This is a genomic window from Weissella cibaria KACC 11862, from assembly GCF_000193635.1.
GTDB lineage: Bacteria > Bacillota > Bacilli > Lactobacillales > Lactobacillaceae > Weissella > Weissella cibaria.
The window spans coordinates 42,012-67,487 of the sequence record NZ_AEKT01000009.1; the positions used below are offsets into that span (position 1 = coordinate 42,012).

23 protein-coding genes are annotated in these 25,476 nt (G+C 44.7%); 3 read left to right on the plus strand and 20 right to left on the minus strand.

Annotated features, from left to right (window positions below):
• Nucleotides 1-74: 74 nt before the first annotated feature.
• Entirely contained in the window at nt 75-341 is a 267-nt protein-coding gene (locus tag ESE_RS0101320) for a hypothetical protein (RefSeq protein WP_010370004.1), read from the plus strand.
• Between the two features lie 35 nt (nt 342-376).
• On the opposite strand, the gene ESE_RS0101325 is transcribed toward ESE_RS0101320, so the two are convergent.
• The 15 genes from ESE_RS0101325 to ESE_RS0101400 all read right to left on the minus strand — a co-directional run bounded on the left by ESE_RS0101325 (nt 377) and on the right by ESE_RS0101400 (nt 18,804).
• Entirely contained in the window at nt 377-574 is a 198-nt protein-coding gene (locus tag ESE_RS0101325) for a hypothetical protein (RefSeq protein WP_010370006.1), read from the minus strand.
• Between the two features lie 114 nt (nt 575-688).
• Entirely contained in the window at nt 689-1,477 is a 789-nt protein-coding gene (tpiA, locus tag ESE_RS0101330) for a triose-phosphate isomerase (RefSeq protein ID WP_010370009.1), read from the minus strand.
• 126 nt (nt 1,478-1,603) lie between these two features.
• Complete coding sequence (gene ptsP, locus ESE_RS0101335; protein ID WP_010370014.1) at nt 1,604-3,331, minus strand: phosphoenolpyruvate--protein phosphotransferase; 1,728 nt, start codon at nt 3,329-3,331, stop codon at nt 1,604-1,606.
• A 50-nt stretch (nt 3,332-3,381) separates the two neighbouring features.
• The gene (locus tag ESE_RS0101340; protein ID WP_010370017.1) at nt 3,382-3,648 is read right to left on the minus strand and encodes a phosphocarrier protein HPr; all 267 of its coding nucleotides are present in this window, start codon (nt 3,646-3,648) and stop codon (nt 3,382-3,384) included.
• Nucleotides 3,649-3,849: 201 nt separating this feature from the next.
• Nucleotides 3,850-4,032: a hypothetical protein gene (locus ESE_RS0101345; protein ID WP_010370019.1), complete on the minus strand. Its 183-nt coding sequence runs from the start codon at nt 4,030-4,032 to the stop codon at nt 3,850-3,852.
• A 132-nt stretch (nt 4,033-4,164) separates the two neighbouring features.
• The gene (locus tag ESE_RS0101350; RefSeq protein WP_010370022.1) at nt 4,165-5,139 is read right to left on the minus strand and encodes a beta-ketoacyl-ACP synthase III; all 975 of its coding nucleotides are present in this window, start codon (nt 5,137-5,139) and stop codon (nt 4,165-4,167) included.
• Between the two features lie 121 nt (nt 5,140-5,260).
• On the minus strand, nt 5,261-6,211 hold the full coding sequence (trxB, locus tag ESE_RS0101355; RefSeq protein WP_010370024.1) for a thioredoxin-disulfide reductase: 951 nt from the start codon (nt 6,209-6,211) through the stop codon (nt 5,261-5,263).
• A gap of 160 nt (nt 6,212-6,371) precedes the next feature.
• Nucleotides 6,372-8,207, minus strand: a complete 1,836-nt coding sequence (locus tag ESE_RS0101360) for a hypothetical protein (RefSeq protein ID WP_010370027.1) — start codon at nt 8,205-8,207, stop codon at nt 6,372-6,374.
• A 221-nt stretch (nt 8,208-8,428) separates the two neighbouring features.
• Entirely contained in the window at nt 8,429-10,381 is a 1,953-nt protein-coding gene (locus tag ESE_RS0101365) for a KxYKxGKxW signal peptide domain-containing protein (protein ID WP_158004765.1), read from the minus strand.
• A 227-nt stretch (nt 10,382-10,608) separates the two neighbouring features.
• On the minus strand, nt 10,609-14,832 hold the full coding sequence (locus ESE_RS0101370) for a KxYKxGKxW signal peptide domain-containing protein (protein WP_010370033.1): 4,224 nt from the start codon (nt 14,830-14,832) through the stop codon (nt 10,609-10,611).
• 328 nt (nt 14,833-15,160) lie between these two features.
• Entirely contained in the window at nt 15,161-16,036 is an 876-nt protein-coding gene (gene galU, locus ESE_RS0101380; RefSeq protein WP_003608080.1) for a UTP--glucose-1-phosphate uridylyltransferase GalU, read from the minus strand.
• 6 nt (nt 16,037-16,042) lie between these two features.
• Entirely contained in the window at nt 16,043-17,062 is a 1,020-nt protein-coding gene (locus ESE_RS0101385) for an NAD(P)H-dependent glycerol-3-phosphate dehydrogenase (protein WP_010370039.1), read from the minus strand.
• Between the two features lie 130 nt (nt 17,063-17,192).
• Entirely contained in the window at nt 17,193-18,125 is a 933-nt protein-coding gene (gene hprK, locus ESE_RS0101390) for an HPr(Ser) kinase/phosphatase (RefSeq protein WP_010370041.1), read from the minus strand.
• A gap of 14 nt (nt 18,126-18,139) precedes the next feature.
• The gene (locus ESE_RS0101395) at nt 18,140-18,526 is read right to left on the minus strand and encodes a phage holin family protein (protein ID WP_010370044.1); all 387 of its coding nucleotides are present in this window, start codon (nt 18,524-18,526) and stop codon (nt 18,140-18,142) included.
• A gap of 107 nt (nt 18,527-18,633) precedes the next feature.
• On the minus strand, nt 18,634-18,804 hold the full coding sequence (locus ESE_RS0101400; RefSeq protein ID WP_010370047.1) for a type II toxin-antitoxin system RelB/DinJ family antitoxin: 171 nt from the start codon (nt 18,802-18,804) through the stop codon (nt 18,634-18,636).
• Nucleotides 18,805-19,378: 574 nt separating this feature from the next.
• Between ESE_RS0101400 and ESE_RS0101405 the strand changes: the two genes are divergently transcribed.
• The gene (locus ESE_RS0101405) at nt 19,379-19,828 is read left to right on the plus strand and encodes a universal stress protein (protein ID WP_010370050.1); all 450 of its coding nucleotides are present in this window, start codon (nt 19,379-19,381) and stop codon (nt 19,826-19,828) included.
• A gap of 180 nt (nt 19,829-20,008) precedes the next feature.
• Nucleotides 20,009-20,368: a hypothetical protein gene (locus ESE_RS0101410; RefSeq protein WP_010370055.1), complete on the plus strand. Its 360-nt coding sequence runs from the start codon at nt 20,009-20,011 to the stop codon at nt 20,366-20,368.
• Nucleotides 20,369-20,419: 51 nt separating this feature from the next.
• Here ESE_RS0101410 and ESE_RS0101415 read toward each other — a convergent pair whose 3' ends face one another.
• From ESE_RS0101415 to ESE_RS0101435, 5 genes are all read right to left on the minus strand, one after another.
• Nucleotides 20,420-21,148 carry a peptidylprolyl isomerase gene (locus ESE_RS0101415; protein ID WP_010370059.1) on the minus strand — a complete coding sequence of 243 codons (729 nt, stop codon included), beginning with the start codon at nt 21,146-21,148 and terminating at the stop codon, nt 20,420-20,422.
• Between the two features lie 435 nt (nt 21,149-21,583).
• Nucleotides 21,584-22,669 carry an ABC transporter substrate-binding protein gene (locus ESE_RS0101420; RefSeq protein WP_010370062.1) on the minus strand — a complete coding sequence of 362 codons (1,086 nt, stop codon included), beginning with the start codon at nt 22,667-22,669 and terminating at the stop codon, nt 21,584-21,586.
• On the minus strand, nt 22,669-23,442 hold the full coding sequence (locus ESE_RS0101425; RefSeq protein WP_050790578.1) for an ABC transporter permease: 774 nt from the start codon (nt 23,440-23,442) through the stop codon (nt 22,669-22,671). The genes ESE_RS0101420 and ESE_RS0101425 overlap by 1 nt, the downstream gene beginning before the upstream one ends.
• 49 nt (nt 23,443-23,491) lie before the next feature.
• On the minus strand, nt 23,492-24,310 hold the full coding sequence (locus ESE_RS0101430; RefSeq protein ID WP_010370068.1) for an ABC transporter permease: 819 nt from the start codon (nt 24,308-24,310) through the stop codon (nt 23,492-23,494).
• Nucleotides 24,300-25,418: an ABC transporter ATP-binding protein gene (locus ESE_RS0101435; RefSeq protein ID WP_010370071.1), complete on the minus strand. Its 1,119-nt coding sequence runs from the start codon at nt 25,416-25,418 to the stop codon at nt 24,300-24,302. The genes ESE_RS0101430 and ESE_RS0101435 overlap by 11 nt, the downstream gene beginning before the upstream one ends.
• Nucleotides 25,419-25,476 lie beyond the last annotated feature (58 nt).

Below are 25,476 nucleotides of genomic sequence, written 5' to 3' on the forward strand. Positions count from 1 at the left end.
TGAAATCTCGTGTTACTTTATATGCATAGTTAAAACGTAAGTACGCATACCAACGAGAAGGAGGCTGCGTTTAAATGAAAAAAATTAAATTTTCTATTTTGGGGTTAATGGGATTATTAATTGCGGTGCCACTTTATCTATTTGGGGCCTCGTATGCCATGGAGCGCCTAGCACCAACCACTGAACATACCACCTATCAAAGCGCTGATACGCACGTGACAAACACGCGTGACAACCAACATAACTTTAATGACAAGTTAATTGCTGCTGGTATCCACCCGGCTAGCTCAAGTGATGACACAGTCACGATGGTTGAACCTGAACAAAATACACTTAAATAGTAAAAGACACCGCAACTGCGGTGTCTTTTTTCTTTTTACCAGTGTTCGCGAACTGCCGCAATTTCGGCAACCGTCACTGCATAACGTACCTTACGCCCTGAAGCATCACGTGATCCAAAGATAACACCCTCTGCCTCACCATCAAGTTCATTCAAAATGAATGACTCACCTGACGTTAGATAGATTTTCACAAAATTACCATCTGACAAAATCTTCGTCATAAATTCAAACATCACTCATGTCCCCCTAAGCTTCTGATTCATTGTGTATTATTTCATCTATACACATCAGTTTATCGCTTAGGTACGGCTAACTCGTGAATCAAACCGTAACGGAATCTGAATATTTCACGCCTCTTTTTGCAAAGATCGCTTCGCTTGATCAGCTAGACTAACCAACTCAATAAACGTCATGGCATCAAGTGCCGCATCACCCACCAAGACACCGTCAATGTCCGGTTGCGCTAACAATTCATAGGCATTAGTTGGTTTAACGGAACCCCCGTACAAAATACGCATCTGATCAGCGGCTGGTTGACCAAACATATCAGCCACTGTCTGGCGAATAATCCGCAAACTTTTTTGCGCAATTTCTGGCCCCATCGCCTGACCAGATCCAATCGCTGCCGTTGGCTCATAGGCCAGCATAACGCGACCTAGGTCCGCTATCGCTACCCCTTTTAGCGATTCAACGACTTGATTCACAATCCAATGGGCGTGATCGTTTTCTGACTCCAATTGGACTGCCTCATCAATAGCAATAATCGGCATTAGGCCATTCCGTAGCGCGGCCAACGTTTTCAGATTAACCATTTCATCAGTTTCACGGAAATAATTCCGCCGCTCTGAGTGGCCAATAATGACCACTTGGATCCCCAAATCAGCTAATGCAGCTGGACTTGTCTCTCCTGTATAGGCACCCCGATCTTCCCAATACACGTTTTCAGCACCGATGCACACCGATGTCCCCTTGGCCGCCGATACCATCGCGTTCAATAATACATCTTGCCCCGCCAATACTGTATCAACGTTCGGATACTTGGCTAACTTTGGTGCAACCTCCTGAATATACCCCTCGGCCTCACTTGGCAACTTATTCATTTTCCAATTTGCAACGACGATTGGTTGTCGACTCATCAGCTTCACCGCCCTTCATATATGCTTTTATTATAGCAAACAGCCCTTCACATCAGCTACAACACAAAACCAGCTCCATGACGCTACATCAGTAGTCTCGCCACAAAGCTGGTTTCTCGTTACTTCTTATTCAGCTGGTACAGCAGCTTGAACCAACGCGATAACTTCATCGTTCGTCTCAGCATCCAATGCCTTATCAGCCAATTCTGCCATCTTCGTCGTATCCAAACGCTTCATCAATGAACGTGTTTGCAAAACAGACGTTGCTGACATTGAGAATTCATCCAAGCCCATACCAACTAGCACTGGTACGGCAATTGGATCACCCGCCATCTCACCGCACATTGCAGCAAACTTGCCGTACTTGTGCGCTGAGTCAATCACGTTCTTAATCAAACGCAAAATTGATGGGTTGTATGGTTGGTACAAGTATGAAATCTTGTCGTTACCACGGTCTGCCGCCATTGAGTAACCAATCAAGTCGTTGGTTCCAATTGAGAAGAAATCAACTTCTTGGGCAAACTTATCAGCCAAAACAGCTGCAGCTGGCACTTCAATCATAATTCCCAACTTGATATCATCGGCTACTGGTACACCAGCTTCTTGCAACTTCGCCTTTTCTTCATTGAAGATATCACGCGCTGCACGGTATTCTGGCAACGTTGCCACCATTGGGAACATAATCCACAAGTCACCGTAAACAGAGGCACGCAACAAGGCACGCAATTGAGTACGGAAAATGTCATCACGATCCAATGAAATACGGATGGCACGGTAACCCAAGAATGGGTTTTCCTCTTCTGGTAATGGTAAGTAAGGCAAATACTTATCACCACCAATGTCCATCGTACGGACCGTAACAGGCTTACCGTCCATACCCTCAAGAACCTTCTTGTAGGCTTCAAATTGCTCGTCTTCAGTTGGCAATTCCTTTGAATCCATGTACAAGAACTCGGTACGGTACAAACCAATTCCTTCTGAACCGTTATCCACAACACCAGTTAAGTCCTTTGGCGTACCAATGTTGGCACCCACCAAGAATTCCTTACCATCAGCTGAAATAGACTTTTCGTTCTTCAACGTTGCCCATTCAGCCTTTTGCGCTGCGTACTTTTCACCCTTGGCACTGTATTCTGTGACTTGTTCATCTGAAGGGTCAACGATTGCAACACCGTCAAGTCCATCCAAAATGACCATGTCACCTTCTTGAATTTCATCCGTTGCAACCTGTGAACCAACAATCGCTGGAATTTCCAACGTACGTGCCATGATAGCTGCGTGCGCTGTGCGTCCACCAACATTGGTGATAAATCCCTTAACGTATTGACGGTCAAGTTGAGCCGTATCTGAAGGCGTCATGTCCTTCGCTACAATCACAACTTCTTCCTTAATCAAGGCTGGGTTTGGCAATTCCTTACCCAACAAGTGACTTAGCACACGCTTTGTCACATCTCGAATGTCGGCGGCACGTTCAGCCATGTATGGATTATCATCGGCCATTGCCTCAAACATACCAATGTACATGTCTGTCGTTTCCTTCAACGCGGCTTCAGCGTTAACTGAGTCGCTGTCGATTTTAGCAGAAATGCCCCCCAAAAGCTCAGGGTCTTCAAGCACCATAATGTGTGCTGTAAACACTTCAGCTTCTTCAGCCCCCATTGAAGTTGCTGCCTTGTCTCGAATTTGTTCCAAATCTGTCTTAGATGCTAAAAAGGCCGCTGCTACGCGGTCCTTCTCAGCTTGAACATCGTCTACTGTACGAGTATCAAAAGACAAATCAGGATCAACGAGCTTATATGCTTTTGCGATTGCAACACCGTTTGATGCTGCAATCCCCTTAATTTCTTTTGCCATCGCCGTCTTATCCCTCAAAGTAAATGTTCAAATAAATTTTTAACTAAAAATTAGTCAGTCAAGCCTTCTGCTGACATCGTCTCTGCAATTGCAGCCAATGCTTCAGCTTCGTCATCACCTTCTGCTGAAATCTTAACATCGGCGTTTTGACCAACACCCAATGACATAACGCCCATGATTGACTTCAAGTTAACGTCCTTACCTTGGTATGACAACGTTACGTTTGATGAGAACTTTGAAGCTGCTTGTACCAACAAAGTTGCTGGACGTGCGTGGATACCAGTTTCGGCTACAATGTGAAATTCGCGTGATTCCATGGTGATAATCTCCTCTAGATTAAAAAATATCTATCTTTGTATAATTTTTGACTTGGCTAAATGAGATACGCTTTCGAAATCTTTCTAACCAACTCTATGTCGTTAATTCTAGCAGGTATGAAGCTTTTGCGCAAGCGCTTACATTACCTTTTCATTAGGCTTTTGTGAACTTTTTGTGAATAAGTGGAAGCGGCGATGATTCTACTCGGCCTTATTCTTCGCCGTATACGTGACAACCCCGCCACGTGCGGCAACGCCACGAATCGCGTTCTGATAAGGGTAATTACGCCAAACTTCGTAAAATTCCTTGAAGTCCTTTGCTTCCAAAACGAACTCTTCTAATTCGCCAGATCGTAATTGCTCAAGCATTTCTTCATAGTCCATAGCTGACCCCTCCTGTCATAATTAACTGTTACTATTTTAACAAACTTTCATGAAAACCGGTGCATTTTTAAAGAATAAAAAAAGAACGTGTTTGTTTCAAAAACGCACACGTTCATTACTTTTCATAAGACTTTAGAATTCAAGCAACAGACTTCCGTATGTAAATCCGGCACCGAATCCCGTTAACAGAACTCGCTTACCCGTCAAATCAGTTTTCTTGTTTAGCTCATCCAAGCCAATACCGATTCCGGCTGATGACGTGTTTCCATACTTTGTAATATTCGTGGCAAACTTGTCCATTGGTTGGTCAATCGCCTCAGCAATCGCCTCAATAATGCGCAAGTTGGCTTGGTGTGTAATAAAGTAATCAACGTCATTTGGCGTCAAATCACGATCACCCAAGAACTTTACAATGTGATCTGGAATCAAGCGCACAACTTCTTCAAAGACTTGGCGACCTTCTTGATGGAAGGCATCCGTCTTAGGGTAGTTTTCTGCAGAAATTTCTGTCAAAGGTTGGATGCGACCAGAGTGAACAACTTCAGCATCCCCAATGGTATGCATTTCCTCACCCTTCACAATACCGCCTTCTTCATCAGCAACCAGCACCATTGCAGCGGCACCATCACCGAAGAAGACAGTTGATGTACGATCTGTAAAGTCCATCATCTTCGAATTAACTTCTGCTGAAATAACCAATGCGTTCTTGTAAACACCTGAACGGATAAACTTGTCTGCAGTACTCATACCAAAGACAAATCCTGAGCACGCAGTAGAAATATCGTATGCCCACGCCCCTTCAGCTTTCAAGTTACGCTGTACGAGCGCAGCCGTTGAAGGTGCTAATCCGTCCGGCGTAAACGTCGTCACGATGATTAGTTCAATATCTTCTGGCTTAAGGTCGGTTTGTGACAACGCCATGCGAGCTGCTTGCGTTGCCAAATCGGACGTATTCTCACCTTGCAATGAGATGCGTCGCTCCTTAATACCAGTGTGTGCTTGAATCCACGCGTCGTTCGTATCCATGATTGCCGCCAAGTCATCGTTCGTAATAATATCACTTGGAACGTAGTGAGCTGAGGCAATAATCTTAGTTCCTTGCGTCATATGTGGACCCCTTTCTTTCGTATCAGCAAAAATGCTCTTATTCATTTTACGCTATGTTACTGAATTTTGGTAACGAATTAGGTAAATAAAAAGGAACTTGCAGAAACAAGTTCCTTAATTGTTATTCTGTTACTTCAGATGCGGCCATCTTAAAGTTTTCGTTGTAAGAAAAGGCATTCTGACCGGCAATTGCGGCATCCCCAACTGCAGTGGTAATTTGACGCAATTCCTTGTCACGAACATCACCGATAGCAAAGATACCAGGCGCTGCTGTTTCCATACGATCATTTGTGTGAATCCAGCCGTTGGCATCCGTGATACCCAATGCTTGGACCGGTTCTGAAACAGGCGTCAAACCAACATAGATGAATACGCCGGCAGCCGCAATTTCAGAAACTTCATCCGTTTGGTTATTGCGAACACGGACACCAGTGACTTTCTTGTCATCACCAATGATTTCTTCAACTTCCGTGTTCCAAATGAAGTCGATTTTTTCATTTGCAAAGGCGCGGTCTTGCAAAATCTTTTGAGCGCGCAACTTGTCACGACGGTGAACGATGGTTACCTTGTCAGCCAATCCTGCTAAGTATGTTGCTTCTTCAACAGCGGAATCACCACCACCGACAACAATGACGTGTTGGCCACGGAAGAAGGCCCCATCGCAGACGGCACAGTATGAAACCCCACGACCAGTGTACTGATCTTCGCCAGGTACTGCTAGCTTAACGTTGGCAGCCCCAGTCGCAACAATCACTGTGTTGGCCGTATAGTCATCCATGTCTGTTACAACATGCCACGTCCCATCGTGTTGCGCCTCAACATGCAAGACTGATCCAAAGGCGTACTCAGCACCAAACTTTGTTGACGATGCGTACATTTTTTCCGCCAATTCGGGGCCAAGAATAGACTCGAACCCTGGATAGTTTTCAACTTCAGCGGTGTTATTCATTTGTCCACCGTAAATGCCGCGATCAATCATCAAAACTGACATGTTCGCCCGTGATGCGTACGTTGCTGCGGTCATCCCACCAGGGCCAGCCCCGAGAATAATTGTGTCATAATGTTGTGCCATTTTAACTTCCCCCTTCGTTCAGAATCGCTATGTTCGGATTCTCATAAATCTTTAAGATTACAAGACCTATTCTACCGGTTCTGATGTCAAATGAAAAGGGGGGCTACTTACAAAAATAAAGCACAACCCATTATTATGGGCCATGCTTTATCGCTTACGATTACTTCCAGTTATCTTTCATCTTGTCAATTTCGGCAAAGAATTGATCGTCTTCAGCTGCCAAACGTTCTGATTCCTCAACCGAGGACTCCTTGCGACGTCGCCAAAGCATGAAGAACAAGCCACCCAAACCTGCCAATAACGTTGACAGGATTGACGCCACTACTGGTAACTGATTTGCAGCCGTATCAAACTGTGTATCTCGCAAATGTGTTGTTGCCTCATCGGTGGCGTTCACCGTACCAGCTTGTACCGTCGCCCCTGTATCGAGTCCATTAGCTACGCTACCGTTAGCTGCTGTTGCAGCCACGTTTGCCGTTGCTGATGCCGTATACGCTGCTTGGGCCTGCGCCACGTTATTTGCCGTCGCTGCTGATGCCGCCCCTGCTAGGAAACGTGTTACTTGACTTGTTTGTGACGCTGAAGGGACATTCGTGACACCCCCAACCACCGTCGTTAATCCATTAGCTAGATTAGTCGTATTGCGTAGCATCGTTGCAGCTAACGCCTGATTTGGCTGTAATGTCGTCACTTGGTCAGTTACAGGTACTGCATTAGCAACTAGCGAGTTTACACCATCTGCTGTCGCACTAGCTACATCCGACGTTGTGCCAGTCACACTAGCTGATGCCACCACCTCTGACACCGAACTAACTGATGATGGACTCGCAACAGTTACATCACTAACGTTTGTTACGGATGGATTAACTGCACTTGATGAATCGGCACTAGCGGTCTTATTTGATGTGGCTACACCCGAGCTAGTCTTTGTTGACGTCTCAGAAGCCGCATTGACCGATGACGTCGCTGTACTTACAGCTGTATCAGTCACACTCGATGACACAGCTGTATCTGACGTCACATTTGATGAGATACCAGCGCTCACTGAATCTGACATATCCGGCGCCACACTAGCCGATGGCGTTACTGCGCTGACAGATGTATCTACCGCACTCGACGAAACACTGCTGTCTGCAGTCGCGCTTGAAGCCGAATCAACAGCACTGTCAGATGATGATTCTGGTGTCGCGCTAACTGATGGCGCTGCTACGCTCGATGACGTGTCAGCAACACTCGATGACACAGTACTATCTGAAACTTCACTTGAAGATGGCCCGTCTGGCGTTGCGTTTGACTCATCGACAGTACTTGACGACGTTGCGTCTGATGCATCAGCTGCCGATGAGGTAACGGGCGCTTCTGAGTTAACTAAATCATTTGCCGTATTATCTGCATACACTGCCAAAATTTGTTGGAGCATTCCCTGCATCCAAGGGAAGCCATCCTGCGCGCCAAAAGCAATTGACGTTAGCGGATCATACGTAACGTTGCTAGCAAGTACGCCTGAGGTCATCTTGGCGTACCACGTTGGATCATCTTGACGAATTTGGGCGACTTGAATGGCAAGTGCATAACTCATAATACGATTGGTCGCATTTGTGACCTGATCATCACCAAAAGGTTGACCACCACGATCACGATTGCCCGTTAAATAACTGGCAGTTTGAATTGTTTGAATCATACTTTGGGCATCCACAATTGCTTGCGTCAATTGTGCTGGCCAACTGGTTTCATTTTGCAACTGCACATTTGCGACGGCTTGGTAATTGGTAATAGCAGCCTGTAGACGGGCGATTTGTAACTGCTCCGTTACCGTTAAGTTACGTGCATTATCTGTCGCAAACACCGTCGTTGGTTGCAAGATACTAGTTGTCGTTGTGACCAATGGTGATATAGTCAAGACTGTCACTCCAAGCGCAGTTATACCACTTGCTACCCAGTGTCGATTGTTTTTATGTTCGTAATTTTTTAATGTTAATTGCGTCTTCTTAATCATAAGAAAACACCCCTTTCCCTGTTTCGAAACTTCTCTCAGCAGTTTCGTAAACGAGGCAAAATCCCAAATTTCCTCGTTTATGTTCCAATTTTACTGCTTACAAAAAATAAAAACACGGCTTTGGTTTCGCAATTTCAAATTAATAAAAAATCTCCAGTTTCGTCAGCCAAACAGAGCTGATAACACTGGAGATTTATTAGTTCGTAGCAAATATTCTTCTACTACTTTATGAAGTTTTTCAATTTTGCAACCATATCAAATAATTGCTCATCTTCTTCATCAAATTCGCCATTTTCAGAAGCATGGGCACCCTTACGACTGCGAACAATCTTAAAGGCAATTCCAGATGCAATCGCGATGATTGTTGACAAAATAGTTCCCAAAACTTGGGTATTGTCATTCAACGAGAATTGCGTGTCATTCAAATGACTTGTGGCATCGTTACCAGCCGTATTCACACCGGCTTGAACTGTTGCCCCATCATCTACTGCCGCATTTTTTACAGGTGCAGCTGCAGGTGCATTGTTACCGGCAACATTCGAATCAGTTGTCGATGCTGGCGTCCCACCATTGTTGCTTGCTACGTTTTGCGTCGTAGCTGAACTTGACGTCGCACTAACAACTGATGAACTTGTTGCACTTGATGTCGCACTAACTGTTGTCGAGCTTGTGGCACTTGATACAACATCCGTCGTACCTGAAGAAACCATAACACTTGAACTTGGTACTGTCGCAACCTGACGAGTTGTCTGACCTGCATCACTTGCCATAACCGTTGGCAATGTATCCAAGGTAACCGCCTTAGCACTTAAAACAGGCGCAACTGATTGAGACGTCATCAAATGTGTCGACGCACTCACATCATCACCTACCTGACCGTGGTTAGCGAATGATGTGTTGTTGCTAGTCGTTACACGGTGTGAAGCATTCGCTGATCCCTCAACATCGGCAGTAGCAGTTGTGCTACTGGTTGCTGATGATGTTGGTCCTTCAACTAACGATGACGATCCAGCACTAGCGTTGCTAGCGCTGGAAATCGTCGATGACTTACCACTAACACCGGCCGAAACGACAGGGTCGCCAACTGCTGATGACTCTTGTACTGATAGTGCTGAACCAACTGCTGATGACTCTTGTACTGATAGCGCTGAACCAACTGCTGATGACTCTTGTACTGATAACGCTGAACCAACTGCTGATGACTCTTGTACTGATAGCGCTGAACCAACTGCTGACGATTCTTGTACTGACAACGCTGAATCAACTGCTGACGACTCTTGCACTGATAGCGCCGAATCAACTGCTGACGACTCTTGCACTGATAGCGCCGAATCAACTGCTGATGACTCTTGCACTGACAATGCTGAATCAACCGCTGATGATTCTTGCACTGACAATGCTGAATCAACTGCTGATGATTCTTGCACTGACAATGCTGAATCAACTGCTGATGACTTTGCAGCTGTATTGTCATAGTAATCCGAACCAGCTACATTTGCTGGTTGGGCATCAACTGCTGACGACGTCACCACATTAGTCTGATTATTCGTTTCAGCGCGATTACCATTGATAATTTCCAACAGCAATGGCTTCATCCAAACAAAACCATCTTGTGCACCCGGTGCATAAGATGTCAAAACATCATAGTGAATGTCCGAAAACTTTTGGCCATTTACCACTTCAGCATACCAACCGGCATGGTGCGCGCGAATGTCCGCAACTTCAATGGCCAACGCGTAATCCTCAACGCGGTTAACTGCGTTTGTCACTTGTTGATCAGAAAAAGTTGTGCCTTCAGTTTGAACACCATTTGCGTGCGTGAATTCACCAGACTGAATGGTTTGAATCATCTGCGTTGCGTTGTTATACGCTGCCGTCAAATCATCTTGCCAATTCAAACCATCCAATGCAATTGATCGCACGAAACTATATGAGTCCATCACCGACTGCAATCGACTAATTTGATCAGTCTCAGTTGCTGTCAATTGCCGACTCGTCACCGTTTGAGCATACGTTGTTGATACACTAGCTAACTGCATTGTTGCCGTCGCCACAGGCGCTCCTACCACTAGAGCTACCCCAGCAACAGTCAAGCCTCGTGTTACCCAACGCTTGCCATCTTTGTACATCTTAAAACGGGTTGTACCTTCCCCGTGACCTTGTGCTCTCTCCAACACAAGCATCCACCCCTTTCTCTCGAGACGATAATTCGTGCTCCCTAATTGAAAGTTGATTAAAACTCTTCGTTACTTATAGTAAGCCAAAAACGCCGTCGTTGCACGTTTTATGACATAACTCTAATCATTTCAGTGAAAAAGCGACATTCTGACCGAAATATCAGTCAAAATGTCGCTTTGCATGGCAATTAAGTCCCATTTACCGGCCTTAATTACCTATTTAATTACTTCCAAGAATCTTTAATGTTCTTAACTTCGTTTGACAATGCCTCATCATCGCCAGCAAAGTTCGCGTCCATCTTCTCTTCTTGATCCTTACGACGCTTCCATAGGAAGAACCAGAATCCGGCAGCTGCAGCGATTAACAATGATAGCAATGATGTCAACAATGCACTATTGTCATTGTGCTTCATTTGCGAATCACGCAATGCTCGTGTGGCCGGATCAGCTGCAGATCCCGTCGCACCTTGAACTGTGGCCGTACCAGTATCTGTCTTGGCTGCTGTCTTAGTCTTCGTAGGCTTATCGTTATGAGTTGTTGTCGTACCTGACGTAGCACCCGTTGCTTGTGCCGGTACACTACCAGTCGTTGTACCGGCAGTTGCTGCTCCCGTGGTATTTGTACCTGTTGTCGCATTTACCAACGGCGTCACTGCACCAGCCGTCGCATTACCAGTTGTTGACTGTGTTGGCGTTGCCACGTTAGTCGTTGACACCCCATTCAAACTTGGCAACACAACATCACCTGCATTATTACCTGCAACTTGACCATTCGTTACGCCAGCAACGTTTGAGCCGTCTGTGTAGCCACCATTTTGACCAGCTACTTGGTTACCATTGACGCCACCATTTGATGAACCGCCATTTGAACCACCAGCAACAATGCCTTGACCTTGTTCAGACTTCTGGTGACCATTTGTATCACCCTTAGTTCCGTTGTGACCTTGTCCTGGATTTGCCTGACCGTTTGAACCGCCATTAACAATGCCTTGTTGACCTTGTTCTGGGTTTTGGTTCTTAGTAGCACCACCCTTAGTGTTGTTATTACCACTAGTTGTGTGGCCATCGCGCTGACCACTCTTAGCGTTCTTAGCACGATCAACCGCATTAGCAATCGCAATCGCTGCTTGATCAACCGCATTTTGTAATGACTTTTGATCCGTTGCCTTGCTAATTTGTTCGATGGCCTTTACGACGTCCTTGTCGTTCGCAACACCCTTTGACTTAGCTTCAGCCTTAGTTGAAGCTACCGCATCACTCTTTGCCTTATTGAAATCAGCCACGCTCTTCTCGTGTGCTGCTTCTGAAGCCAATTGTGATTCTCGTGCAATCAACGAATCACGTCCTGCGTTAATCAAAGATTGTGCTGAGGCAGATGCTGCTAATGACGCTTCTTGTGACATCGCTACTGAACGGCCCGCTTCAATCAATGATTGTGCGGCTGAGTTGGCCGCTGATGATGCCAACGTTGACTCCTGTGACGCGTCCGCTGAGCGTCCTGATTCGATCATTGACTTTGCACTAGCAGATGATGCTAGTGACGCTTCTTGTGATGCATCTGCTGAACGACCTGACTCAATCATCGATTGCGCCGCTGAGTTGGCCGCTGATGATGCCAACGTTGACTCCTGTGACGCAGCTGCTGAGTGTCCTGATTCAATCATTGATTGTGCGGCTGAACTCTCTGCGGCCGATGATGCTAGTGACACCTCTTGTGACGCATCCGCTGAACGGCCTGACTCAATCATCGATTCTGCGGCTGAACTCTCAGCTGCTGACGACGCCAATGATGCTTCTTGCGATGCATCTGCTGAGTGGCCTGATTCAATCATTGATTGTGCGGCTGAACTCTCTGCGGCCGATGATGCTAGTGACACCTCTTGCGACGCATCCGCTGAACGGCCTGACTCAATCATCGATTCTGCTGCTGAACTCTCTGCTGCTGATGACGCCAATGATGCTTCCTGTGATGCATCTGCTGAGTGTCCTGCGTCAATCATTGATTGCGCTGCTGAATTCTCTGCTGCTGACGTCGCCAATGATGCCTCTTGCGATGCATCTGCTGAGTGTCCTGATTCAATCATCGATTCTGCTGCAGCTGATGATGCTAGCGATGCCTCTTGCGATGCATCCGCCGAACGACCCGCATCAATCATTGATTGCGCTGCTGAATTCTCTGCTGCTGACGTCGCCAGTGATGCTTCTTGTGATGCATCTGCTGAGTGTCCTGATTCAATCATCGATTCTGCTGCAGCTGATGATGCTAGCGATGCCTCTTGTGACGCATCTGCTGAACGGCCGGCGTCGATCATTGATTGCGCTGCCGCTGATGATGCCAATGATGCTTCTTGTGATGCATCTGCTGAACGGCCCGCATCAATCATTGATTGCGCTGCCGCTGATGATGCTAGCGACGCCTCTTGTGACGCATCCGCTGAACGACCCGCATCGATCATTGATTGCGCTGCTGAACTCTCAGCTTGACTAGAAATTTGAGATTGAACCAACGAATTAGCAATTGACGCTGATGTTGATGCTGAAATCGACGCTGACTCTGAAGCCGCAACTGAATTAGCAATTGACGTGGCAATTGAATTTGACGTGGCAACAGATTGGCTTACCAAATTGCTCTCATACGAGTTAACAATGCTATTAACATCAGAAACGTTAGCTGCACTATCAATACCTGAAGTTGCATTTGTCACGTCGGCTGCTAGGTCGCTATCTGATACCTTACCCGAATTAGCACCTGCATCGACATTAATTTGACTCAACGCTGAATCCTTAGCTGCTGACGTCGCCAAAGATTGGGCCATTGATCCGTACGATGAACGTCCTTGATCCATTAAGTTACTTGCAAAGAAGCTATTAGCATCTGATACAACGGCCGTTTGATTTGCTGCTGTCGAACCAGCTGGTAAATCAATTGGCTTATAAGCGTTAATTGCATCAATCATCTTTTGCAACAAGTTACCTAACGTCTGTAACTCCAGCCCCAGGCTATCAGGGTGAGTTTGATTAGTCGCCTCAGCAACAAGCGCCTGGTAGGCTGGTTCCTTCACACTAGCTGGCACACCATCATGTGTTGCCTTGGCGTAAACTGATCGCACGTCAGACATAAATGCCCCAATTTGATCGTCCCAAGACTGCTTCGTTGCCGTTTTCATTTGCTCAGCGATATCGTTCAATTTCTTAACTGTATCGCGCACATTAGTTGAGGATGGCTTTCCTGCTTCAGCCATCCCCTGGTTGAACAAGTCATCAACATCCGAAGAATGAATACCAATTCGTGCAGCGTCGCTTTTGGCATCCACGATCTTTTGAGCAGCTTGATGAATTTGATCAGCCTTATAATCATTAATCTTCTTTTGGAAATCATCCACTTGTTGTTGCAAGTTGTTAACTTGAATATGGATGTTATCGTAATGGTCATCAAGTGCATCATTTTCAATGGTATCCATACCGGCCAAAATCTTCGTTGCCGCATCATTAATTGCCTTAAAATCAGCACTCTTTACTGAAGCTGGTACACCATCATGTGTTGCTTGATTATTATCATCAACCGCCTGGGCAACAACTGCATGCACAGTGCTGTCCACGTAAGCTAGGTCTGCTTGCTGCATCTTGGTAAAGAGATCTTGCAATACCTTAACTTCGTCAGCATCAGCACTCTTTGATGGCGTCGTCTCTTCTGCTACAATCTCGTTGTATACATCCTTAATCACTGCAGCCGGAATACCAAATCGGCCGTGATTTTGATAGTAATTTTGAATGCGGTTTTCAAGGTCCGTCAAATCATTACTTTGTGCTGGTGTCTTATCACCTGCCATATCAGGTGCTTTTGTATCATCAAAGTCATTTGCATTAGTCAAATCATTGACGACACCACCAAGTGCAATGACGTGTGCCTCAACCGCCTTAGGATCGTGTTGATTTGCAAGGTGCAAATCCTCGAACAAATCATTGTATCCCTTCGTTGCTGGGTCAACCGTTTTCAGTAAACGTAATGCTTCTTGCACAATTGATACATAGTGCAATAACTGGGCGTCGGCTGAGACAACACCAGCATAATCCCCACGACCAGCTGCATTGTGACCATCCAAAACCGCATTTCGAACGACATCATCCATAAACATAAATTGATTGAATGTTGCGTCCTTTTGCAGTTCAACTTCTTGCTTCTGCCAAGCTGCATAATCAGCGTTTAGTTTCTGATTAGCTGAAACAACGTTGTTAGTGCTTGTCAAAGCAACTGAATCGCTCGATGAACTATCTGTTGTCTGTGCAAATGCAACGTTATTCTTCACATTAGTTAATGTGTTTGCAACGGGGCCGCCGACCATCAATGACACTGCAAATAGTGCCAGGCCACGGGTGACCCACTGCTTACCATCCTTGTACATCTTGAAGTGTACTTTTGTTTGGCGATTGGTTTCTTTATCAACCATTCCTCTTTTTACCCACTTTCCTCTGTATAACCATACCGTTTGCGTTAAGTCTTCATTAAATAATGAAGTAACCATACCTAACATTAACAAAGAGCATGATAACACTATACTTTCGTCAGCGGAGCAATTTACTATTAAGCGGGAATTTTCAGTCCCGCAGTGTATATTTTGGTGAACTATTCTCGACAACAGTGTCTCAAAACCGGGAAATTTTAAGGTTCATTTATCCTTTCCAATGGAAATACGTATATACCATTAACCAATTTATTCTAAAAAAACAGGACCTTCTCAAAAAGGAGAAAGTCCTGTTTTTAATCGTTATTTTGGCTTAGTCCAACGTTGCGGCCAAGTCCTTGATGTATTGCTTCAAAGCTTCACCCGTTTGTGGGTGGTTCAAACCATATTCGATGTTAGTCGTCAAGAAACCAATCTTTGAACCAATGTCAAAACGCTTACCCTTGAATTCGTGGGCGTATACGTGTTGACGCTTGTTCAATGAATCGATGGCGTCCGTCAATTGGATTTCGTTACCCTTACCAGGCTTCGTGTTCTCCAATTCTTCGAAGATCTCAGGCGTCAACAAGTAACGTCCGATGATTGCCAAGTCTGAAGGTGCATCTTCTGGCTTTGGCTTCTCAACGAATGAGTTAACTTGGTGCAAACCGTCTTCAACTTCCTTTTCAGGTGCAATTACACCGTATTCAGAAACTTGCTCGTGAGGCACCTTCATAACAGCCAACGTTGACTCTCCCGTTGTGTTGTAACGGTCGATCAATTGCTTCGTCAATGGCGTCTCATCTGCCATCAAGTCATCACCCAACATAACCACGAATGGCTCGTCGCCGATAAATGACTTGGCCGTCAAAACAGCATCTCCCAAACCACGTGGGTGTGATTGACGGATGAAGTACAAGTTGATGTCAGTCGTCTCTTCAACCAACTTCAACAATTCATCCTTACCCTTTTCCTTCAAGTTGTTTTCCAACTCAGGGTTTGAATCGAAGTGATCTTCGATTGAACGCTTTGACTTTCCATCGACGATAACAATATCTTCGATACCTGAAGCCAAAGCTTCTTCGATGATAAATTGAATCGTTGGCTTATCAACAATTGGCAACATTTCCTTGGCCAAGGCCTTAGTTGCTGGCAAAAAACGAGTTCCCAAACCTGCTGCTGGGATAATAGCCTTACGTACTGGCTTCATATGAATTTACTTCCCTTCTTGTGAAACTGGACGACCCATCAACTCATTGATGGCTTCCTTGATATCTTGACCTTCGTACAAGACGCGATAAATTGTAGATGTAATTGGCATTTCAACGTGCTTCTTCAAGGCTAGCTCGTGCGCAACCTTAGTCGTTGAAATACCTTCGATGACCATCCCCATGTTTTCGACGATGTCATCAAGCTTCTTACCTTCACCCAATTGCACCCCTGCACGATAATTACGTGAGTGCACTGATGTGGCAGTAACAAACAAATCACCAACGCCTGACAAGCCCATGAATGTAATTGGGTTCGCACCGAATGCTTGACCCAATCGGCTAATTTCAGCCAATCCACGAGTGAACAATCCTGCCTTGGCGTTTGCATCAAATCCCAGGCTCTCAAGGGCCCCTGCACCAATAGCAATCACGTTCTTGAGAGCCGCCCCAAACTCGGCTCCAATCAAATCAGTGTTCGTGTATACACGGAAGACATTATTAGTAAAAGCTGCTTGCACACGTTCGGCAGTTGCCAAATCTTCGCTAACAGCTGATACCAAAGTTGGGTCATGCTTGATAACCCCTTCAGCGTGTGATGGACCAGAAATAATTCCAAGTCCCAAACGTTGCGTCGCTGGTACCTCTTCAGCAAGCATCTCTGATGCGCGCTTATAAGTACCAGGCTCCAATCCCTTTGTTGCGGCAATCAACACAATTTGTTGATCCAACTCTGCCAAGACTTCAGACAAGTGCTTTGATACCTCACGTGTGGCCTTCGTTGGCACGACGCTCAACACGATGGTTGCATCACGCACAGCCTCAGTCATATCTGCAGTGGCAACGACACCCTCGTCGAGTGGGTTATCACCAAGATACTTGCTGTTGCGGTGTTGCTCATTAATCTCAACTACTTGTTCAGGCTTGTACGTCCAAAGACGCACGTCATGCCCGTTCTCGGCAGCAACATTTGCGAGGGCCGTTCCCCATGAACCGGCGCCAAGCACTGCAATCACTTCATTGCTCACAATGTTCCTCCTTGTTGTTAGTGCTGGTCTGACGCCAAAACTAACACAATAATAATACCATAAACCATTAATTTGAAAATGCTTTAAAGTGAAAAACCCCGTCACAACGGGGTTTTCTTAATAATTTCGCTTAATTTTCCGAATTTTCGGCAATTAGACGATTTAAATTATCATTAAATGTTTCCGTTGCATCAAAGCCCATCTTCTTAGCACGGAAATTCTTAGCTGCCGTTTCAATCAAAACAGCCAAGTTACGACCGGTTTGAACTGGCAACACAAAGCGTGGCAAATCGACACCTTGGATGCGAATGTTCTCTTCACCATTTCCAAGACGGTCAACCTTTTGATCATCTGTCCACTTAGCCAAGTGCAAGTTAAAGGCAATCGTTGCGTGTGAACGCACCGCACCAGCACCAAACAAGTTCATGACATCAATAATCCCAACACCACGCAATTCCATCAAATTACGCAAAATAGCAGGTGGCTCACCAACAAGGCGTTCCTCATCTTGCGCGTACACGTCAACACGATCATCCGCAATTAAACGGTGACCACGTTGCACCAATTCTAGCGCGGTTTCAGACTTACCAACCCCTGAATCACCGGTGATCAGCACACCAAGTCCAAAGATATCAACCAGAACCCCGTGAACTGATTGGCGTTCAGCCAAACCACCACTTAAGAAGTAAGTCATATTCGACAAAATTCGTGATGATGTCAAATCAGTTGCCAATACCGGAATCTTCGCCTCAATTGCCGCTTGCATAAACTCTTCGGGCAATTGGCGTCCGGTTGAAACGACAAAAGCTGGTGTATTGGGTTGCATCATCTTGCGTGCAACCATCAATAACTCATCGTGGTTCATACGGTGGGCAAATGACGTTTCCGTAATTCCCATCAATTGCACGCGTTCTGGTGCATAGTAATTGAAGTACCCGGTCATTTCCAAACCAGGCCTTGAAATATCTGCCGTTGTAATTTCGCGATCCAGATACTCCTCACCAGCCACCAAGTTTACGTGCGTGTTGGCCAGCAAATCTTTAACTGTAATCTTCTTTGCCATATCCGTTGTCTTCCTTATTTTTCAGCGTCGTCTTTACGACTAAAGTAACTTGAGATAATCAAATTAACAATCGACATCACCACTGCGATGAAAACCGCCCAGCCAAAACTAGCAAAGCGGAACCCATCCCCAATAATCTGCGAAGCGAGCCAAAGTACTACCCCATTCACGATCAACCCAAACAAGCCAAAAGTTAAAATAGTAAATGGCAGCGCCAATATTTGGAGCACAGGCTTCACCAAAGCATTTAACACACCTAAGATTAATGCTGCTAAGATGGCTGTCACAAAGTTACTAATGTAAAGACCTTGGTGGAACAATCCCGCCAAAGCAAGCAACATCACTGTATTGATTAGCAATCGTTGCCAAAACGAGAAACGACGAAAAGTAACTGTTTTCATATTCATCCCCCAGGTTTTAATACTTTCATTATAGCAAACCATATCGCAACATGTTATGAAGAAACAATAAAACGCCATTTGCATCACACAAATGGCGTTTTTTCAAACTACTGTTGTTTTGGTGTAAACAGATTATCAAATGGTGATTGTCCGTTATTAGCCACCTGTGTCAAAAACATTTTTACCGCTTGTTGCGTTGTTAAACCATTGCGACGAAATACCTCATCGGCTGCATTACGAATTTCTTCTTCAATACGAATTTGAATTAGCTTCTCCATGGTCATATCCCCCAATCGCATGTAACTTACATACATATTATAGCGCATAAAACTACATATGACCTTAAATTGGCTATTTTCAGGACACAATTGGATGCAAAAAACGCCGGTCCGAAGACCGACGTTTTCCGCTTGGCAATGCTAGAATTGACATGCTCTAGCTCATGTGGTGGTTGCCCACCAGTCAACGTACACCAACGGTCGAAACCGAAGTTAGTCATGTGCAGAGAAGCGAGTTCCACAACTCCCTATCTCATCCTCCAGCAATGCGGCTGTTATATGAGGACCGTTTACAAAGATCAGAACATGATCTTCTCGACTCATCGCATAACAATTAGTATACACACTCTGCTAACCATGTGCAAGTAAAAGAAATTCGGACACGCAATGACAAACTTTCACAACATTTTAGGCTATAATGCAAATGAAATCACAAAAACCAATCACTGTTTAATCTCATAAATATCTCACGGTAAACGCTTACATTATTGTATCATTAGGTATATAATAAAATACATCAAAGGAACACATACATATGTGCTTCCTAAGGATTACAAAAGGATGGTACAGAACCATGGCAGAAGATAAGATTGCATACAAGAACATTTTGGCGCCCGTTGACGGTTCAAAGATTTCAACGGTGTTAGTTGAGAAGGCAGCTGCGGTTGCCGTTCGTAACAACACGACGTTGGATTTGTTGTACGTCATCGATACAAACTCATTGTCAGGCTTGGCCGGCATGTCAATTTCTGGTGATGTGGTTTACCAATTGGTACAAGACGCCGAAGAAAAGTTGGCTAAGTACCAAGAACTTGCTCACAACGAAGGCGCTAAGGATGTTAACATCCACGTCCGTTTTGGTTCACCAAAGACGGTTATCGCCCGCGACTTCCCTGCTGACCACGGTAACGAATTGATCATGCTTGGTAAGTCAGGCTTGAACACGTTGGAGCGTTTGTTGGTTGGTTCAGTTGCCTCATTCGTTGTTCAAAACGCCAAGTCAGACGTTTTGATTGTTCAATAGTTAAAAGAACAAGAAAGACGTCGACCAAACTCGCAGGTTGATGTCTTTCTTTTTTTGGACACATAACCATCTAGCCCTTTTCTATAACTAGTGGTATGATAATATCCATCAACGTTTTATTAAAATGTTATTAGAGTAATTTTTAATTTCTCATTATTCGATAAAGTCGAGGATCCATCTATGAAGATTATCGGTAACACGTTGGAGACGATTCACAAGTTTCGTCACGAGAATGTTAGTCAGCGTCTAGTGTCAGATCCATTTTTGGCAACTAAAGCTGCATTGGGTGCAAATCGTAATATTAAATTGCAACTCTTGTACTTAGACACAAACGACACCTTCTACTTGGTAGAAAACACCTCATCAATTGCACGTTCATTGCAATATAATGATGGTGCCGTGATTGTAAGTGAATGGTCAACGGTTGATTTTATCGCTTTGATGCAAAGCTATGATAAGCCCGGCTTTGATAACTATTTCCAACTTTTGGTCAACAACACCGCTGCTGCGCGTGATGCCCAAACGGAAAGTGCTGGTTAACGTAAAAATGCCATGTCTCAACTTCGAGGCATGGCATTTTTTATGAATGCTTTACTTTGCTTCCTTCACAACATCGATTGATGTGACCTTAACTGGATCAACTGGCTTTGACTTTTCGCCTGACCCATTATCCTTTACCTTCTGGTCAGCAATCTCATCAACAACCTTCATCCCAGAAATAACTTGGCCAAAGACCGTGTAAGATCCGTCCAATGATGGATTTCCACCCTTCTTGTAGGCTTGGAAGATCTTTTCTGGATAATCAGATTGGCTAATCTTGCTTGTTTGATCATCGCTGTTTTGGTTAATGAAGAATTGTGAACCGTTGGTATCAGCACCAGCGTTGGCCATTGATAGGGCCCCACGAATGTTGAATAGTGACTTACTGATTTCGTTCTTGAAACCATTCCCACTATCAATCTTCTTATTCTTGCCCTTCCAAATTGACGCACCACCTTGGCCAGTTCCCTTGGGGTCACCACCCTGAATCATAAAGTCCTTTACAACACGGTGGAACGTTGTGTTGTTATAGTAACCTTTTTTAGCGTGCGTAATGAAATTCTTAACTGCCAAAGGTGCATACTTGTTGAACAACTTAATCTTGATGTTCCCCTTTGACGTATGCATCACCACTTCACTCTCGTTCTTGGCGACCTTTGTAGAAAGTTGTGGTGTTGGTACATTTGGTTGTTGTGCTGACTTCATGGCAAAGCCAACACCCCCAGCAACCAAAATGACAGCCACAACGGCAATAATAATTTCTGGTTTAATCTTTTTCATGGATTAAAACTCCCACCTGTCGTTATTCTGCTAAGACGCAGTACAACTAATTATACGTTGCTTAGCTTTAGAAAAACATCAAATTTCAGTAATCCATAAATAATTGTAAAGCTACTCGATAATTTTTTTGTCATCAAGTCGTTGCTTCAATATGTATCCGGGCAGGGAAGAACCCGGGTTTTAGAAACAAGAAAATTCGAGAGAGAACTTGCATCTAAGAGTAGGAAAATTTAGCTTAAAACGTGAGTAGCCGCATAATTAACCTATCAGGAGCGATGAAAAAATCCCTCCTGATAAGTTAGTTTACCTCTAATAAATCATCCACCATAAAATTTCCCGTACTATTATGTCACGTTCACTAATCAGAAATACCCCAAACTAATTCCCGGACACAACAAAAACGCTACTGAATCTTACATCCAGTAGCGTTTAGATTTAACGATTCGTCATCTTGAATTCCAAGAAGTAATCGTTGTATTGGCCGACCCAGTATGGGCCAAGATCTTGATACACTTCCAAGTGTGACAAGGTCTTTTCGGCTGGGTACCATTGCTTATCGTCACGAATCGACTTTGGCAACAGCGCCTTACCGGCCTTATTTGGTGTGGCATAACCAACGTACTCAGCATTCTTTGCTGCGTTTTCTGGTTGGCTCATGAAGTTCAAGAAAGCATAAGCGGCTGGCTTATTTTTAACCGTCTTGGGCATCACAATGTTATCGAACCAGAGGTTACCACCATCTGATGGCACCACGTAATGCAAGTGGCTATTTTCAGCAATCATTTCCGCTGCATCCCCTGAGTAATCCACCGCCAAGGCAGCTTCATCTTGGGCCATGTACATCTTGATTTCATCGGCGACAATCGCCTTCACATTTGGCATCAAAGTGTCCAACTTTCCCTTCGCTGCGGCCAATTCAGGAATACTTTTAGTATTCACCGACTCGCCACTTGAAGCAAGCGTCATCCCCATGATGTCACGTGATGAATCAATCAACATGATTGAATTCTTGTACTTCGGGTTCCATAAGTCGTTCCACGTCTTAATGTCGCCCGCCTTAACATATTTGTCGTTATAAACAATTCCCAACGTACCCCAGAAATAAGGTACTGAGTATTGATTGCCACGATCAAATGGTTGGTTCATGAAGCGCTTATCATAGTTGTTCAAGCCTGTTAACTTACCGTGATCAAGCTTAACCAACATATGGGCCTTCTTCATTTTTTGAATCATATAGTCTGATGGCACCGCTAAATCATAGTGCGTCCCACCTTGTTTAATCTTTGTGTACATCGCTTCGTTTGAGTCAAATGTCTCATAGTCCACTTTGTACCCCGTTTCCTTTTGGAACTTTTTAATCAGTGACGGATCAACGTAGTCACCCCAGTTGTAAATCGTCAAGGTCTTATTTGAACCGGTCTTCAATCCTGATTCAGCCGACTTTTGTAGCGCAACGTTAATACCGAACAACAAAGCGACAACGGCCAGGATAATCCCAGTTAACCATGCTAATCTCTTCATTATTGATGCACCACCATTCCTGCTGCGCCACCACGCTTCTTCTTACTTGATTTCACGCTGTAGTTTGAAATGAAGTAGTAAACGATTACCAACAGCAATGATAACAAGAACATCAACGCTGACAGCGCGTTAATTGACAAATCGATTCCTTGACGGGCACGTGAGTAAATTTCAACTGACAACGTTGAGAAACCATTACCTGTTACGAAGAACGTCACTGCGAAATCATCAAGTGAGTACGTAATCGCCATAAAGAAACCAGCCAAAATACCAGGCCAGGCATATGGCAACACCACACGTGACAATACTTGATAGTTTGAGGCACCCAAATCACGGGCCGCATCAATCAAGGCTGGGTTCATTTCATTCAAACGAGGCAAAACCATCAACACAACAATTGGAATTGAGAAGGCAATGTGGGACAAGACCACTGATCCGAAGCCCAAACTCATGCCAATCATCGTGAAGAAAATCAGGAAGCTGGCACCGACGATAACATCAGGTGACACCATCAACACGTTGTTCAATGACAATAATAGATTTTTCGTCGTCCGGTGCTTGGTATTGTAGATGCCCAAAGCACCAAAGGTTCCAATCAACGTTGCCAACACTGATGACAGCAAAGCCACGATAAACGTGTTGACCAAGATTTCCATCAAGCGTGTATCCGCAAACATGTCCTGGTAGTGACGCAATGAAAAGCCGTCAAAGCCATTCATATAGTCACCTTTATTGAATGAGTAGAAAATCAAATAAAAGATAGGCGCATACATCAAGATGAACACGAAGACCAAGTAAATGTACGACCACTTCTTTGGCTTATTATCCACGACGGCGACCTCCCTTCTTCTTACGATCACGCGTGAAGAACATTGTTGCAGCCATCGCGATAATCAAAATAACGCCGATGGTTGATCCCATTCCCCAGTTTTGCGTCACCAAGAAGTGCTCCTCGATGGCAGTTCCCAAGGTAATGACACGATTTCCACCAATCAAACGCGTAATCATGAACAATGACAATGTTGGAATAAAGACCGCTTGAATACCAGCCTTGACGCCACTCATTGACATTGGAATGATGACCTTAGTCAACGTTTGCCAAGGCGTTGCCCCCAAATCACGGGCTGCATTAATCAAACTACGATCTAATTCAACCAATGAATTGAAGATTGGCATAATCATAAATGGAATTTCAATGTACGCCGCCACAATCATAAATGATGTGTCCGTAAACATAATTTGATGTGGCCCAATACCGATGAATGACAAAAAGTTATTCACGGTGCCTGTCTTAGAGAACAGACCGATGAACGCATACGCCTTCAGCAGCAAGTTCACCCAAGTTGGCAAAATGACCAACAACAACCAGAATTGGGCATTCTTTAAACGGCTCATAATATAAGCCATTGGATAACTAATTAATAACGTAATTACCGTCACAATAAAGGCAAAGAACACGGAATTAAATGTCATCCGTAAATACGTTCCTGAGCTAAAATAGGTCGCGTAGTTGTCGAGCGTAAAGTGGCCGTAGATGTTGCCAAATGATTGCACAATCAACAGCACAACTGGCGCAACGACAAAGAGAACGAGCCACAAAATGTACGGAACGGTGTAGCTGAAAGTTCTCTTATTGCTCATCAGCGCCCTCCTCGTCTTCCTCAGAATCGTCGTATTGCTCCAATCGAGCATCGAAATCTTCTTCTGATTCATTCAAACGCATGATGTGGATATCTTCAGGGTCGAAGTACAACCCACGTCGCTCGCCAATAACAGCTGGGTTCGTCGCTTGAACTTGCCATTCATTTTGATCATCATCGTGCGCAGTGATTTCGTAGTAATCGCCACGGAATGATTGGTCATCAATCGTCACAACGAGCTTACCATCTTCTTCAGCAACCAAATCCAAGTCTTCCGGACGCAAAACGACTTCAACTTGTTCATTTGGTCGCATACCACCGTCGACGTTTTCAAATTCCTTACCGGCAAATGACACCAAATAGTCTTCGCGCATTACACCAGGTACAATATTTGATTCGCCGATAAAGTCGGCAACGAAATGATTGATTGGCTCGTCATAAATATCAACTGGTGTACCATTTTGAACGATTTCACCTTCGTTCGTGACGAAAATCCAGTCTGACATTGCCAACGCCTCTTCCTGATCGTGGGTCACGAAGATAAACGTGATGCCCAAACGCTTTTGGATTTCACGCAATTCGTATTGCATGTCCTTACGCAACTTGTAATCCAATGCTGACAATGGTTCATCGAGCAACAACACTTCAGGGTCGTTAGCCAATGCTCGCGCAATTGCCACACGTTGTTGTTGTCCACCAGACAATTCAGAGATTTCACGGTCCTCATAGCCACCCAACTTGACGAGTTCAAGCATTTCAGCGACCTTGGCCTTAATTTCATTCTTCGGTTTACCCTTAATCGACATTCCGAAGGCAACGTTCTCAAAAACATTCATATTTGGGAACAATGCATAGTTCTGGAAAACCGTGTTAACACGGCGCTTTTCAGCTGGAACGTCATTAATGCGTTCCCCTTCAAACAGGATGTCACCTGATGAGGCTTCCAAAAATCCAGCAATCAAACGTAAAATCGTCGTCTTACCTGATCCAGAAGGTCCCAACAAGGTATAGAACTTTCCTGCTTCGATTTCTAAATCGACAGACTTCAATACGACTGTATCATCGTATTGCTTAGCCACGTGCTTAAATTCAATAATGGGTTGTGCCAATTACTGAGTACCACCTTTCTTTACATAACCTTTATTTTACCAAAAATAAGCAATTTTG